This window comes from Brevundimonas sp. Leaf280 (genome assembly GCF_001422455.1).
Taxonomy (GTDB): domain Bacteria; phylum Pseudomonadota; class Alphaproteobacteria; order Caulobacterales; family Caulobacteraceae; genus Brevundimonas.
Genome location: NZ_LMNC01000002.1, coordinates 125,357 through 140,058 on the forward strand (window position 1 = coordinate 125,357; position 14,702 = coordinate 140,058).

Genomic DNA, 14,702 nt, shown 5'->3' on the forward strand with positions numbered 1-14,702 from the left:
CTTTCGTTTGTGTGAATCAGGGTGCGATCAGAAGCGGAAGCTGGCCCGCAGCAGCAGCGAGTAGCGGACGTAGTCTTCCAGCAGCTCGGCGTCGCCGGTCAGCGACAGCATGCCCAATTCGTTGCCGAAGTTCAGGCGGAAGCCCAGGATCGGCCCGCCGCCTTCGATGGCGTCCGGCGACAGGATGAAGTCCGGGCCGCCGCTGGCGAAGCGGGCGATGGTTTCGCCGGCGTCGACCGAGATGTTCTGACGATAGCCAATGCGCAGTTCCGGACGGATCCAGCCGTTGCGGCCGAAGCCATAGCCGACGTTCATCGCCGCCACCGCCGAGAAGATGTGGCTGTCGCGCGAATCGATGTCGAGATCGAAGCCGTCGCCGCCGCCCTTCTCGCTGCGCGACCCTTCCGACAGGCTGAAATACTCGCCGTAGATTTCGGGGCGGATGTTCAGGCGGCCGAAGTTGCGCTCATAGGAGGCGCCGCCGGCGACCGCCGCCGTCCAGCCGTGCCAGTCGGACTTGTTGTTCAGATAGACGCCGGTGGCGACCAGCGAACGATCGGCGCTGAAGGAGGCGTAACCGCCCGCGGCACGGGCCCAGGTCGTCCAGTACTGACCCTGGGCGCGCCAATAGAGGCCCAGCTCCAGCAGGTTGGCGGACAGGACCTCTTCGGCCTCGGCCTCGGGATCCTTGATGTCGGACGAGGTGAAGGCGGCCGAGATGCCGACGGCGCCCAGGCTGGTGCCCTTTTCGACGCCGCCGGCGACGCCGAAGCCTTCGGACCGGAAGCCGTAGGAGTCGGTCTTGTCCTTGTCGGCGTAGAAGTTGATCTCCTGGACCCAGGCGCTGGTTTCACCCGGCGCAGCGGCAGCGTTACGTCCGGTCAGCGCGCGGGTGACCGCGTCCACGCCGGCCGACAGCGACATCAGCGGTCCGCCGGAGTGGTCGGGCAGCATCTGCTCATAGGCGTCGATGAAGCCGTCGCGCGACGTTTGCGACAGGAACAGGTTGCGCAGCGCCTCATTGGAGCCCAGCGCGCCATAGACGGCGTCGTAGGCGGACGCCTCGACCGGGATCAGCCCAGCCTCGGAAGCCGTGCGGCGACGGGCGTCGACATAGACGGTGTTGCCGGCGACGCCACCCTGCACGACGTAGAGATAGGGCGAGTTGTCCGACAGCAGGGTCTGGTTGATCTGACCCACATTCAGCGTGCCGGCCGTGATGACGTTGAACCGCTCAGGCTGATCGATCAGCGAAGAGAAGCGGACGCCCAGGGTGGACCCTGTCGCCAGGGTCGCATTGCCGCTGACGTTGAAGCCGCCGGCGCGGTCGTTTGCGGGGTCAAGATTGACCAGCAACGTCCCTTCGGCTCCGATGTTCAGGTTGGAGATGGCCGTGGCGCCGGTCTGGGTGGCGGCCAGGGTGCCCTTGGACACATTGATGTCCAGCAGGCCATCGCTGTTGGCGATGGCGCCGGTCACGACCGCGCCGCCGCTGATGTTCAGCCGGTCGGCGCCGGCGCCGAAATCGATGTCGCCGTTGACGACGCCGTTCTCGATATTGACCGTGTCGGCGCCAGAGCCGAGCTTGATCGCGCCGACGATGGCCGGTTCGTTCGCGTCCGGCACGCCGTCGCCGTCCGTGTCGGTCGCCGTGCTGCCTGCTGCGGCGGAAATTCCATGCTGACGTAGGGTGACGCCGGTCGTGTTGGCCGACAGGTCGATGGCGGTGACAGTGCCAGTTACGGGATTCGTGTCAGTGGTGTCTAGGCTGAGCGCCCCGATGATCGAACCGGCGTTGTTCAACTGGGTCAGGCTGCCGGACTGGTCACGAATAACGGTTGCCGAACCCTGATTGCCTCCGAACGTGGCGACGAGATTGCCGGTGTTGGTTAGGGAGCCAACGTTGGCCCCCGCACCAATCAGAATACCGGTAGCACTTTGGGTCTGCTTGCCCGAAGCGACGGCCTGAATGGAGCCGGAGTTGTTGATCGTAGGAACGGTCACGCCCGAGCCGATCCAAAGACCGGTAGCGTTGGCGTTCACGGCGGTCGATGAGATGCCGCCCTCGTTACGCACGCCGCCGACGACGTTGACGGCCTGGCCACCGGTCACGCCGAGTTGCACGGCGCGCGACTCCACGCCGGAATAGAGGCCGGAACCGACAATGGTGCCGCGGTTGATCAGGCCATAGGCCGCGTCGCCTGTACCGACGGCGCCGAGGGTCACGGTGTTGGTCGTCGAGCCGATCAGCAGGGCAGGCGCGCCGCCTAGCGACGTGAGGGAGGCAGTCGTCTCGCTGGCGTCCGGGACGCCGTCGCCGTCGCGGTCCGTGTCGTCGCGGTTCTTGACGCCGTCGCCGTCATCGTCCTCGTCGCCGTTCTTGATGCCGTCTCCGTCGTCGTCGCCTTCGATGCCGGCAGCAGAATAGGCGAGCGCCTTATCCAGAAGCACGCCGCCGGCGACATTGGCGCCAACGCGCACAGCCGGTCCGCCCTGCAACAGATCGTCAGCGTCGAGTTCGTCTAGGAAGAGGGTTGTTGCGTTGTCGAATGTGCCGGTTGTTGGGCGCGCGGCTGGCGGGGTGGTGTACCGATATCCCGTGGCGACGACCGAGGAATGAATCTTGAGCGCGCCGCCGACATCGCCCTCGATGGACACACCCGTCGCATTGGCGCCGAGAGCGGAGATGGCGCCAGCGAGATCGACATTGCCGGAAATCGGGCCCGTCGTGCGGATGGCGGCGCTGTCGTTGCCAGTGACACGGACGGCACCCAGGCTTTGGAGTTTGCCGTTCAGCGCTGATTCGACCGCAAGTCCGTAGGAGTTGTTGCCCTCGACGGCGATGACGCCCGTGCCCTCGACAAGGATGTTGCCGGTGAAGGGCGAGGCTCCAGTGACCCGTACGCCGTAGCGGCCAGTTCCGCTGGCGAAAGAACCGTCCAGATCGCCGTCGCCGTCCGTGTCCTTGATGTCTGCCGTTTCTTGAGTGTCGTTGACGGTGATCGAGCCACCGACGATCACCGAACCGGTGTTGCCGCCGTTGACCAGAAGACCCGTCGAGCCGTCGGCCGACTTGTCCATCGTGATGGAACTGCCGCTGTCCAGATCGACCGTGTTGTTGCTGTTCAGCGTAACCGCCGCGCCCGAGGCGATGGCGACGCTGCCGCCGCTGGCGATGCGGATGTTGTCGGCGGCCGTGCCCGTCGCATTGGACGTCTGGATCGGCGTGGTCCGGGCGTTCGAGATGACGATCTCGGCCTGGGATCCTGTGGCGACCATCAAGGGGGCGATCGCCACGGCGGTCGCGAGCAAAATACGCATTCGGTAGAAACCCCTGGTGGTCACGCGTCACGTTACGGGAGACCCCATAGCAGGGTCCGCGCCAGCGTTCCAAGTTTATCGAATTTGAGGCGAATGCAAGGCCGTGATGGTCCTGAGGCGATCCTGTAAGGCGACCCGCGTTCGCTCGTCGATGCCTCATAGGCCGAATGCGGAGGAAATCGCGACGGCGCGCACTTGAGCTTTGCCGCGCCCGGGTCTACGGGCGTCGAACGGTCCAAAGGCCGCGTCCCGTGGACGCATCCATCGAACCCCTCCGGCGTTCGACAGCCCAGACCAGGCGAGAACACTCCATGAGCATGACAGACCTCGACGTCCAGGAAAGCGAACTCCGACTGATTCCGGGGCTGGATGTGGAAGTCGCCGATACGCTGCGGGCTCTGAAGGCGGCGGCGATGGACGAGCGGCCCCGCTTGGTGGACACCACAATGCTTTATGCACCGCGCTCGGGCGGCGTGAAGCGATATATCCTGTCCAAGAAGGCGTGGATTGAGGCCAATCGGCCGGGGGTCAGTCACTCGCTGATCGTGCCCGGCGCGCGTCACAAGGCGCGCGCTGACGGCATCGTGCAACTGAGGGCGACCAAGCTGCCGTTCGGCGATGGCTATCGCTGGCCCAGTTCAGTCAAACGCTGGAGCGCCTGGGTGGCGGCTATGAAGCCGTCGATTATCGAGGCCGGAGATCCTTACACGCCCGGGCAAGGGGCTTTGGAGGCCGGTCAGCGAGTCGGATGCCCGGTCGTCGGCTTCTGCCACTCCGATCCGGCGGGCCTCGCGGCGCTGCATTTCGGCGAATGGGCCAAGAAGCCGGTGGAAAAGCGCTGGGCGAAGCTGTTTTCACAGTTTGATCGGGTGGTGTCGCCCAGCCGCTTTATCGCACGGCGCCTGGAAGAGGCGGGTGTGAACAACATCGTCATTCGGCCTCTGGGCGTGGAGATCGACACTTTCCGTCCGGACCGTCGTGACCGGCAGTGGCTGCTGAAACAGCTGGGTCTGGGCGATGACGCGCGGCTGCTGTGCTTCGCCGGTCGTCCGGCCAAGGAGAAGAACGTCGATGTGCTGATCGAGGCGGTCCAGAAGCTGGGGGCGCCCTATCATCTGGTTCTTGTCGGCGCAGGCGCGGGGATGCCTGAAGAGGATCGCGTCATCTCCATGCCCTATGAAAGCGATCCCAAGGCGGTCGCAAAGATCATCGCCAGCTGCGACGCCTTCGTTCACGCCAATGACAAGGAGCCGTTCGGGCTGATCGTGCTGGAGGCCATGGCCTGCGGCCGGCCCGTCGTCGGGGTCAACGCGGGCGGGGTCGCCGAAACCGTCGACGAAAGCGTGGGGCAACTGGCCGCCAGCGCGGACGCCGACGATTACGCCCAGGCGGTCGAGGCCCTGTTCACGCGCGACATCGAAGCGATCGGTCGGGCGGCGCGCGAGAAGGCCGTCAGCCAATTCGCCTGGAACCGCGTCTTCGAAGACCTCTGCATGGTCTATGGCGAGCTGACGGGCGAAGCGGCTTTCGTGAACCCGGATATTGCACTGCCGCTGCACTGAGGCGGCCAGGGCCACGACGCGTTCGAATGGCGCGTTTCCGAAAACGGGAGTGCGCCACTTCTTTTATCGATGTCTTGAAAAGAAGTGGCGCGAGTGACGGGGCTCGAACCCGCGACCTCCGGCGTGACAGGCCGGCACTCTAACCAACTGAGCTACACCCGCGTATCAGGTCGAAACTTTTGAGCTGTTTCGAAAGCTTTTTGGGAAGGCGGTGTGCGCCACTCTTCTATTTCTAGAAAGAGTGGCGCGAGTGACGGGGCTCGAACCCGCGACCTCCGGCGTGACAGGCCGGCACTCTAACCAACTGAGCTACACCCGCGTTTCCCGGCCGAAGCGGCTGTGCGCCCCGGCGAGGGGCGTCGTTTAGGCGGGCTGACACATCGCGTCAAGCGACCTTTTCGGAGAAACGCGCCGCTCAACGCGAAGGGGCTGTGGACGGTGCCACCATCGCCGCCTGGGGCGGGCTGTGCGGGCCCGCTACGCCGCCGTCGGCAGGCTCATGGGCCGCCACGGCGGGAGGTGGCGGCTCATAGTGGACGCCGACGCCCGGCCCCAGCGGCAGGTCGAAAGCGACCCAGGCCGCCACCATGGCCAGACCGGCGACCAGGAAGGCCCCGGCGTAGGGAAGCATGGTCGCCATCAAGGAACCGAGGCCGAATCGCGGATCCCATCGCTGGGCGAAGGTCAGGATCAGCGGGAAGTAGCTCATCAACGGCGTGGCGATGTTGGTGACGGAATCGCCCATCCGATAGGCGGCGGTCGTCATCTCGGGCGAAATGCCCAGCAGCATGAACATCGGCACAACGATGGGCGCCAAGGCCGACCACTTGGCCGAGGCCGAGCCGATGAAAAGGTCAAAGAAGCAAGAGACAAAGACCACGCAGATCAGCAGCAGCGGGGCGGGCAGGGCCAGGGTCTTCAGACCCGCCGCCGCATTGACCGCCAGGATCGGCCCCAGGCCCGACCAGTTGAACATGGCCACGAAGTGGGCGGCGAAGAAGGCCAGCACGATATAGGGCGCCAACTGGGCGATGCCGTCGCGCATCATCGTGACCATGTCGCGATGCGACTGGATCGTGCCAGCTCCCGCGCCATAGGCGCCGCCGGTGACGAAGAAGGTGATGGCGAAGAAGGCGACCAGGGACTTGTAGAGCGGATTGAACTTCTGCTCCGGGTCCACCTCGGGATCGACGAACGGCGAGCCCGGTATGAAGGTCAGCAGGGTCCAGAGCGCGATCATGCCGAGAAGCGCCAGGCCGGCGAACTTCAGGCCACGCTTTTCGGCGGCGGTCAGGGGCTGTTTTTCCGAGGCGTTCGCTGCGGCGACGCCTTCTGACGGTTTCCAGACGCCGAGGCGCGGCTCGATCACCCGGTCGGTCAGGAACCAGACGATGGGGGTGAAGACGAAGACGACGCCGACGATGAAGAACCAGTTGCCGGCGATGTTCACGGAATAGGACGGATCGATCAGGCGGGCGGCCGGCTCGGTGATGCCCAGGATCAAGGCGTCGCTGGCGCCGGGAAACAGGTTGCCGGCGTATCCGCCCGACACGGCGGCGAAGCCTGCGGCCAGACCCGCCAGCGGATGTCGGCCCGCTGCGGCGAAGATGACGGCCGCCAGCGGGATGACCACCACATAGGAGGCGTCCGACGCGTGATGGGACACCATGCCGGTGATCACGACGACAGGCGTCAGTATGGAACGCGGGGCGTTCAGCAGGGCGCCGCGAATGGCGGTGGCGAACATCCCTGTGCGTTCGGCGACCGAAGCGCCATAGATGATGGTGATGACGATGCCGAGGGGCGGGAAGTCCGCCAGCGTGCGCGGCATGCCGATGATCAACTGTTCCAGATTTTCTGCAGACAACAAGCTCTTGGCGACCAGTTGATCGCCGGTGACCGGATTGACGGCCGACCAGCCCAGGCCGGCGCCGACCATGCTGAGGACGATCAAACCGCCGATCAGCCACAGGAACAGGAAGACAGGATCGGGAAGTCGATTGCCGATCCGCTCGACAGCGTTCAGGGCGCGGCTGGCTAGGCTCATTCGGATGACTTTCGGTTACGCGATCGGCTCGCCAATAGGCCTTTGCAGCCCGGCGACGCGCAAGCGTCGGCCCTGCGACATATGGCGCGCAAAGTTGCGAGCCGTTCTCAATGAAAATCCAATGGCCGCAGGGGTTTGAACGGCGGCGGTCTTGGGTCTAAGAAGCGCCGAATCCCGCCTCTCCCCGGCGGACGAGGTTCTTCGAATGAACGCATTCCTTCTCGAATATCTTCCGGTCCTGGTCTTCGCCGGCGTAGCCGCCTTCATCGGCGTTCTTTTCATCGTGCTGCCGCTGCTGCTGGCGCCGAAGAGCCCCGATAGCGAGAAGCTGTCGGCCTATGAGTGCGGCTTCAACGCCTTCGACGATGCCCGGATGAAGTTCGACATCCGCTTCTATCTGGTGTCGATCCTGTTCATCATCTTCGACCTGGAAGTCGCCTTCCTGTTCCCATGGGCAGTGTCGATGTTCGATCTGTCGCACGCCGGCATGGTCTTCGCCTTCTGGTCGATGATGGTCTTCCTGGGCGTGCTGACCATCGGCTTCATCTACGAATGGAAGAAGGGAGCCCTGGAATGGGAGTAGTCGCCGCTTCCAAGCCCGCAGGCCTGGTGTCTGCATCGGGCGCGCCGCTGGTTCCGGCCGGCGCCGGCGCGCGTTCGACCGTCGAGGGTTATGACCCAAAGGTCCACGACAAGTTCTTCGAAGCCGTGAACATGGAGCTCGGCGAGCGGGGCTATCTGGTCGCCGCCGCCGACGACGTCATCAACTGGGCCCGCACGGGCTCGCTGATGTGGATGACGTTCGGCCTGGCCTGCTGCGCCGTCGAGATGATCCAGATGTCGATGCCGCGCTTCGATGTCGAGCGCTTCGGCATGGCGCCGCGCGCCAGCCCGCGTCAGTCGGACCTGATGATCGTCGCCGGCACCCTGACCAACAAGATGGCCCCGGCTATCCGCAAGGTCTACGACCAGATGCCCGACCCGCGCTACGTCGTGTCGATGGGCAGCTGCGCCAACGGCGGCGGCTACTACCACTATAGTTACAGTGTCGTGCGCGGTTGCGACCGCGTCGTGCCGGTCGACGTCTATGTGCCCGGCTGCCCGCCGACGGCCGAGGCGCTGCTTTACGGCCTGCTGCAACTGCAGAAGAAGATCCGTCGCACGGGGACCATCGACCGATGACCTCTCTGGCTGTTCAAGCGCAACTCGAAGCCGCCCTGACGCCGCTGGGCGCCGAGATGGTCGGGGCGCTGGGCGTCGAGGCCCAGGTGGCGTTCGGCGAACTGACGCTGGTCGCGCCGCGCGAGCGGATCGTCGAGGTGCTGACGGCGCTGCGCGATCAGTTCGGCTTCCAGCAGCTGCTGGACCTCTGCGGCGTGGACTATCCGGATCGCAAGGAGCGGTTCGAGGTCGTCTATCACCTGCTGTCGATGACCCGGAACGCGCGCCTGCGCGTCAAGGTGTCGACCGACGAGACCCAGCCGGTGCCCTCGGTCATCTCGGCCTATCCGGCCGCCAACTGGTTCGAGCGTGAAGCCTACGACATGTACGGCATGCTGTTCTCGGGCCACCCGGACATGCGTCGCCTGCTGACGGACTATGGGTTCGAAGGCCATCCGCTGCGCAAGGACTTCCCGATGACGGGCTATGTCGAGGTCCGCTACGACGAGGAACAGCGCCGCGTGGTCTATGAGCCGGTCAAGCTGACCCAAGAGTTCCGCACCTTCGATTTCCTGTCGCCCTGGGAGGGCGCCGAATACCCCGCGCCGGTCCTGCCCGGCGACGAGAAGGCGGGAGGCCAGGCGTAATGGCTGACGGAAACCCCACCCTGCCGCCGCTGGGCGTCGATGTGTTCGAGGACGACCTCGACACCCGCACCGCCCACGCGCGCGAGATGGAAGACCGCAAGTTCACCATCAACTTCGGTCCGCAACACCCGGCCGCGCACGGCGTGCTGCGCCTGGTGCTGGAGCTGGACGGCGAGATCGTCGAGCGCGTCGATCCGCACATCGGCCTGCTGCACCGCGGCACCGAAAAGCTGATGGAGGCCCGCACCTACCTTCAGAACGTGCCGTATCTGGACCGGTTGGACTACGTCTCGCCGATGAACCAGGAGCACGCCTTCTGCCTGGCCATCGAGAAGCTGCTGGGCATCGAGGTTCCGTATCGGGCGCAGTTGATCCGCGTCCTGTACTCTGAAATCGGCCGTATCCTGTCGCACATGCTGAACGTGACGACCCAGGCCATGGACGTCGGCGCCCTGACGCCGCCGCTCTGGGGCTTTGAGGAACGCGAAAAGCTGATGGTGTTCTACGAGCGCGCTTGCGGCGCCCGTCTGCACGCCAACTATTTCCGTCCCGGCGGCGTCCACCAGGACCTGCCGATGGACCTGATCGACGACATCGGCCGCTGGTGCCACGAGTTCCCGCCGGCGCTGAAGGACATCGAAAGCCTGGTCACCGAGAACCGCATCTTCAAACAGCGCAACGTCGACATCGGCGTGGTGTCCAAGCAGGAAGCCCTGGAATGGGGCTTCACCGGCGTGATGCTGCGGGGCTCGAACATCGCCTGGGACCTGCGCAAGTCGCAGCCCTATGAGTGCTATGCCGAGCTCGACTTCGATGTGGTGGTCGGCAAGAACGGCGACTGCTGGGACCGCTATCTGGTGCGCATCGAGGAGATGAAGCAGTCGGTGCGGATCATGGAGCAGTGCATCCATAAGCTGCGCAACTGCCCCGGCGAGCCGGTGATGGTCGAGGACAACAAGATCGTCCCGCCGCGCCGTGGCGAGATGAAGCGCTCGATGGAGTCGCTGATCCACCACTTCAAGCTCTACACCGAAGGCTTCAAGACGCCCGAGGGCGAGGTCTACGCCTCGGTCGAGGCGCCCAAGGGCGAGTTCGGCATCTATCTGGTGTCGGACGGCACGAACAAACCCTATCGCGTGAAGATCTCGGCGCCGGGCTTCCGCTCGCTGCAGGCGATGGACTGGATGAACCGAGGCCACCAGCTGGCCGACGTGTCCGCCATCCTGGGCTCGCTCGACATCGTTTTCGGAGAAGTGGACCGATGAGCGTTCGTCGTCTCGCCAAGGAACAGCCCGCCTCGTTCGCCTTTTCGGCCGATACGACCGCCAAGGCTGAATGGTGGATCAAGAAGTATCCCGAAAGCCGCCGTCAGTCGGCGGTGATCCCGATCCTGTGGCTGGTGCAGAAGCAGGAAGGCTGGGTGTCCGAACCCGCTATCCGCGCGATCGCCGAGCTGCTGGACATGGCCTACATCCGGGTGCTGGAGGTCGCGACCTTCTACACCATGTTCATGCTGGAGCCGGTCGGCAAGACGGCGCTGATCCAGGTGTGCGGCACCACGCCGTGCATGCTGCGCGGCGCCAATGAGCTGATGCGCGTCTGCAAGGAAAAGATCGGTCCCAAGGATCATCTGTCCGCCGACGGTCGCTTCACCTGGCAGGAAGTCGAGTGCCTAGGCGCCTGCTCCAATGCGCCGATGGCCCAGATCAACGACTATTATTTCGAGGACCTGACGCCCGAGACGATCGGCCGGATCATCGACGACTTCGCCGCCGGAAAGACGCCCGAGCCGGGCTCCTACATCGGTCGCACCAATGCGGCGCCGGAAGGCGGGCCCAAGACCCTGCTCGATGCGACGCTGTATAACGGCTCGGCCGCCGAGCCGATCAAGAAGCTGCCGAACAGCGACCCCGCGCCGGTCGAGAAGGCGCCGGCCTGATGTCGCCGCCGGATCTGAACACTGAGGAGGGCCGCGCAGCCTACCGCAAGGAACTGCGCAACGTCGGGCGTCCGCTGCGCGCGGGCGGCCTGGCCATGGTCGTCGGCGCGGCCGTTCTGATCCTGATCTCGCGTCAGGGCGTAGTCGGGCCGTGGGCGGTCAATCTCTCCTACTTCATGCTGGCGGCGGGCTGGGTGATGGTCATCGCGGCCATCTGGATGCGCACGCGCCACCACAAACGCCGTCTGGCGGAAGGACTCTGAGGGCCATGGTCGGCATTCTCGAAGACAAGGATCGCATCTTCACCAACCTGTACGGCTTCCACGACTGGACGCTGGACGGGGCGAAAAACCGCGGCGCCTGGAACGCCACCAAGGACATGCTGGACCTTGGGCGCGACTGGATCATCAACAACGTCAAGGCCTCGGGGCTGCGCGGCCGGGGCGGCGCGGGCTTCTCGACCGGCCTGAAATGGTCCTTCATGCCCAAGGAAGTGAAGGATCGTCCTCACTACCTGGTCATCAACGCCGACGAATCCGAGCCCGCGACCTGCAAGGACCGCGAGATCATGCGCCATGATCCGCACCTGCTGATCGAAGGCGCGCTGATCGCCAGCTTCGCGATGCAGGCCCATGCCTGCTACATCTATCTGCGCGGCGAATACGTGCTGGAGCGCGAGCGGATGGAAGCCGCCGTCAAGCAGGCCTATGAGGCTAAGCTGATCGGCGACGGCAACGTCCACGGCTGGGACTTCCACGTCTATATCCACCACGGCGCGGGCGCCTACATCTGCGGCGAAGAGACGGCGCTGCTGGAATCGTTGGAAGGCAAGAAGGGTCAACCGCGCCTTAAGCCGCCGTTCCCGGCCGGCGCGGGCCTGTACGGCTGCCCGACCACGGTGAACAACGTCGAGTCGATCGCCGTCGTCGGCACGATCCTGCGTCGCGGCGCCGACTGGTTCGCCGGCTTCGGCCGTCCGAACAACACCGGCACCAAGCTGATGTCGCTGTCCGGCCACGTGAACACGCCGTGCGTGGTCGAAGAGGCCATGTCGATCCCGCTGCGTCAGCTGATCGAGGATCACGGCGGCGGCGTGCGTGGCGGCTGGAGCAATCTGAAGGCCATCATCCCCGGCGGCGCGTCCTGCCCGGTGATCACGCGCGAACAGGCCGAGACGGTCCTGATGGACTTCGATTCCATGCGCGAGGTTCGCTCTTCGTTGGGCACCGCCGGCGTGACGGTGATGGACGAGTCGACCGATATCGTGAAGGCGATCGCCCGCATTAGCTACTTCTTCAAGCACGAGAGCTGCGGCCAGTGCACGCCGTGCCGCGAAGGCACCGGCTGGATGTGGCGCGTACTGGAGCGGATGGCCGTGGGCGAGGCCGATCCGTCGGAAATCGACCTGCTGCTGGACGTCGCCGGCCAGGTCGAGGGCCACACCATCTGCGCCCTGGGCGACGCCGCCGCCTGGCCGGTTCAGGGCCTGATCCGTCACTTCCGTCACGAGATCGAAGAGCGGATCGCCAACTATCGCAGTCGCCGCGCGAACTTCGCCGGCCACGCGATCGCGGCGGAGTAGAGATGCGCCTCGCCGTCGCCCTGTTGCTGATGCTCCCGATCCTCGCGGCTTGCGACGAGGGGGGAAGGGTTGCGCCCGAAGCCCCGCCAGCGCCCGAGGCGGCGTCGGCCGAGGCTGCGCCGGTCGCGGCTCAAGCGGCGTCGGCGGCTCCGGCGAACCTCGAAGCGGTCTGCCGCGACGTGGTGAACCGCATGTATGGCCAGGAAGGCGACTCCGTCGCCTTCACCGCCACCGGCGAACGCACGGCCCAGGTGTCGTGGCGCGGGCCGGTCGATGGCGGCAGGCTGGAATTCGAATGCCGGGCGCAAGCCGACGGCGCGGGCCTGTTCCGCGACGGTCAGCCGATGTCCGTGGATGTACAAATGGCGGCTCCCGCCGCCAAGCAAGAGGCCCGCTGATGCCTATCGCCAAGGTCAACGGCGTCGAAACCGAGTTTGAGCCCGGGATGACCGTGCTCCAGGTCGCCGAACGTGCCGGACAAGAGATTCCGCGCTTCTGCTATCACGAGCGCCTGTCCATCGCCGGCAACTGCCGCATGTGCCTGGTCGAGGTGAAGCCTGGACCGCCGAAGCCGCAGGCCTCGTGCGCGCTTCCGGCCGCCGAAGGTCAGGAAATCTTCACCGACACGCCGATGGTCAAGAAGGCCCGCGAAGGGGTGATGGAGTTCCTGCTCATCAACCACCCGCTGGATTGCCCGATCTGCGACCAGGGCGGCGAGTGTGACCTGCAGGACCAGTCGGTCGGCTACGGCCGCGACGGCTCGCGCTATTCGGAGAACAAGCGCGCGGTCGAAGAAAAGGCGATGGGTCCGACCATCAAGACCTTCATGACGCGCTGCATTCAGTGCACGCGCTGCGTCCGCTTCATCACCGAAGTCGCCGGCGTGCCGGACATCGGCATGATCTCGCGCGGCGAGGACGCCGAGATCACGACCTATCTGGAGAAGTCGGTCGCCTCGGAACTGTCGGGCAACGTCAACGACCTGTGCCCTGTCGGCGCCCTGACACACCGTCCGTGGCAGTACCACTATCGTCCGTGGGAACTGAAGAAGACCGAGACCATCGACGTCATGGACGCCCTGGGCTCGAACATCCGCGCCGACTACCGCGGGTCCGAGGTCATGCGCGTGCTGCCGCGCGTCAATGAGGGCATCAACGAGGAGTGGCTGTCGGACAAGAGCCGCTACGTCGTCGACGGCCTGACCGCGCGTCGTCTGGACCGTCCGTGGATCCGTGAGAATGGCAAGCTGCGCGCCGCCTCGTGGAATGAGGCGCTGGACGCCGTCGCCGCCAAGCTGAAGGCCGCACCGGCCGACCGCATCGGCGTGATCGCCGGCGATCTGCAGGACGCCGAGTCGATGAAGGCGACGCTGGACTTGTTCCGCGCGCTCGGCTCGAACAACACCGACTGCCGCCAGGACGGCGCCGCCGTGGGCTACGGCCCGCGTGAGGGATGGCTGTTCAACTCCGGCCTGGAAGGCATTGAAAAGGCTGACGCCGTTCTGATCGTCGGCGCCAATCCGCGCACCGAGGCGCCGCTGCTGAACGCCCGCCTTCGCAAGGCCTGGCTGAAGGGCGACATGGAGATCGGTCTGATCGGCGAACAGGCCGACTTGACGTTCGACTACGCCTATCTGGGCGCAGGTACGCAGACCCTGACCAAGCTGCCCAAGTCGGCGCTCGACTTCCTGACCAAGGCCGAGCGTCCGGCGATCATCGTCGGCTCCGGCGCGCTGGGCGGGGAGGGCGGTCCGGCCGTCCTGAACGCACTCGGCGCCCTGGCCAAGAAGGTCGGCGTGGTCGCTGACGGCTGGAACGGCTTCAACGTCCTGCACCACGCCGCCTCGCGCGTCGCCGGTCTGGACATGGGGTTCGTGCCGGCAGAGGGCGGCCTGACCGTCGCCGAAATGCTGAAGCCGGATGCCCTGGACGTTCTGTTCCTGTTGGGCGCCGACGAGGTTGATCCGACCGGTTCGAACGCCTTCCGCGTCTATCTGGGCAGCCATGGCGACCGCGGCGCGCACGGCGCGGACGTGATCCTGCCGGGCGCGGCCTACACCGAGAAGGCCGGCCTGTACGTTAACACCGAGGGCCGGGTGCAGCTGGCCGAACGCGTCGTCTTCCCCAAGGGCGAGGCCAAGGAAGACTGGGCCATCATCCGCGCCCTGTCGGCGCGCGTCGACAAGACCCTGCCTTACGACACGCTGGAGCAGCTGCGCGCCAAGCTGATGAGCGATCACCCGACCTTTGGCCGGATCGACTATCTGCCGGCGCCGGCGACGTTCGACGTGGCGGCCTTGGGCGCCAAGGGCGATCTGGGCGACCGTGCCTTCGTCTCGGCCGTGACCGACCCGTATCTTTCCAATCCGATAGCGCGCGCCAGCGCGACGATGGCCGAGCTGTCCGCCCTGCGGACCCAGCCGGTCGCAATGGCGGCGGAGTAA

At 65.6% G+C, this 14,702-nt stretch carries 12 protein-coding genes and 2 tRNA genes; 10 read left to right on the forward strand and 4 right to left on the reverse strand.

Annotated features, from left to right (window positions below; translation table 11 throughout):
- Positions 1-27: 27 nt before the first annotated feature.
- The gene (locus ASF31_RS04145; protein WP_055753483.1) at positions 28-3,321 is read right to left on the reverse strand and encodes an autotransporter outer membrane beta-barrel domain-containing protein; all 3,294 of its coding nucleotides are present in this window, start codon (positions 3,319-3,321) and stop codon (positions 28-30) included.
- 311 nt (positions 3,322-3,632) lie between these two features.
- On the opposite strand from ASF31_RS04145, the gene ASF31_RS04150 reads away from it, so the two are divergent.
- Complete coding sequence (locus ASF31_RS04150; protein ID WP_082465006.1) at positions 3,633-4,883, forward strand: glycosyltransferase; 1,251 nt, start codon at positions 3,633-3,635, stop codon at positions 4,881-4,883.
- A gap of 85 nt (positions 4,884-4,968) precedes the next feature.
- On the opposite strand, the gene ASF31_RS04155 is transcribed toward ASF31_RS04150, so the two are convergent.
- The 3 genes from ASF31_RS04155 to ASF31_RS04165 all read right to left on the reverse strand — a co-directional run bounded on the left by ASF31_RS04155 (position 4,969) and on the right by ASF31_RS04165 (position 6,930).
- Positions 4,969-5,045, reverse strand: a tRNA-Asp gene (locus tag ASF31_RS04155).
- Between the two features lie 80 nt (positions 5,046-5,125).
- Positions 5,126-5,202: transfer RNA gene (locus ASF31_RS04160), tRNA-Asp, on the reverse strand.
- A 96-nt stretch (positions 5,203-5,298) separates the two neighbouring features.
- Positions 5,299-6,930, reverse strand: a complete 1,632-nt coding sequence (locus ASF31_RS04165) for an AbgT family transporter (RefSeq protein ID WP_055753484.1) — start codon at positions 6,928-6,930, stop codon at positions 5,299-5,301.
- A 205-nt stretch (positions 6,931-7,135) separates the two neighbouring features.
- Between ASF31_RS04165 and ASF31_RS04170 the strand changes: the two genes are divergently transcribed.
- The 9 genes from ASF31_RS04170 (at position 7,136) to nuoG (ending at position 14,702) form a co-directional block, all read left to right on the forward strand.
- A complete protein-coding gene (locus ASF31_RS04170) occupies positions 7,136-7,513 on the forward strand; it encodes an NADH-quinone oxidoreductase subunit A (protein ID WP_055753485.1) in 378 nt (125 codons plus the stop codon).
- On the forward strand, positions 7,483-8,112 hold the full coding sequence (locus tag ASF31_RS04175; RefSeq protein ID WP_087119131.1) for an NADH-quinone oxidoreductase subunit B family protein: 630 nt from the start codon (positions 7,483-7,485) through the stop codon (positions 8,110-8,112). The genes ASF31_RS04170 and ASF31_RS04175 overlap by 31 nt, the downstream gene beginning before the upstream one ends.
- The gene (locus tag ASF31_RS04180) at positions 8,109-8,738 is read left to right on the forward strand and encodes an NADH-quinone oxidoreductase subunit C (RefSeq protein WP_055753486.1); all 630 of its coding nucleotides are present in this window, start codon (positions 8,109-8,111) and stop codon (positions 8,736-8,738) included. Before ASF31_RS04175 ends, ASF31_RS04180 begins: the two co-directional genes overlap by 4 nt.
- A gap of 86 nt (positions 8,739-8,824) precedes the next feature.
- Positions 8,825-10,003 (forward strand): NADH-quinone oxidoreductase subunit D, encoded by a 1,179-nt coding sequence (locus ASF31_RS04185; protein ID WP_156355926.1) that lies wholly within the window; start codon positions 8,825-8,827, stop codon positions 10,001-10,003.
- Positions 10,000-10,677, forward strand: coding sequence for an NADH-quinone oxidoreductase subunit NuoE (nuoE, locus tag ASF31_RS04190; protein ID WP_055753487.1), 678 nt, complete (start codon positions 10,000-10,002; stop codon positions 10,675-10,677). The genes ASF31_RS04185 and nuoE overlap by 4 nt, the downstream gene beginning before the upstream one ends.
- On the forward strand, positions 10,677-10,940 hold the full coding sequence (locus ASF31_RS04195; protein ID WP_055753488.1) for a hypothetical protein: 264 nt from the start codon (positions 10,677-10,679) through the stop codon (positions 10,938-10,940). The genes nuoE and ASF31_RS04195 overlap by 1 nt, the downstream gene beginning before the upstream one ends.
- Positions 10,941-10,945: 5 nt before the next feature.
- Positions 10,946-12,259, forward strand: a complete 1,314-nt coding sequence (gene nuoF, locus ASF31_RS04200) for an NADH-quinone oxidoreductase subunit NuoF (protein ID WP_055753489.1) — start codon at positions 10,946-10,948, stop codon at positions 12,257-12,259.
- Between the two features lie 2 nt (positions 12,260-12,261).
- Positions 12,262-12,657: a hypothetical protein gene (locus tag ASF31_RS04205; protein WP_055753490.1), complete on the forward strand. Its 396-nt coding sequence runs from the start codon at positions 12,262-12,264 to the stop codon at positions 12,655-12,657.
- Positions 12,657-14,702 carry an NADH-quinone oxidoreductase subunit NuoG gene (nuoG, locus tag ASF31_RS04210; protein WP_055753491.1) on the forward strand — a complete coding sequence of 682 codons (2,046 nt, stop codon included), beginning with the start codon at positions 12,657-12,659 and terminating at the stop codon, positions 14,700-14,702. The genes ASF31_RS04205 and nuoG overlap by 1 nt, the downstream gene beginning before the upstream one ends.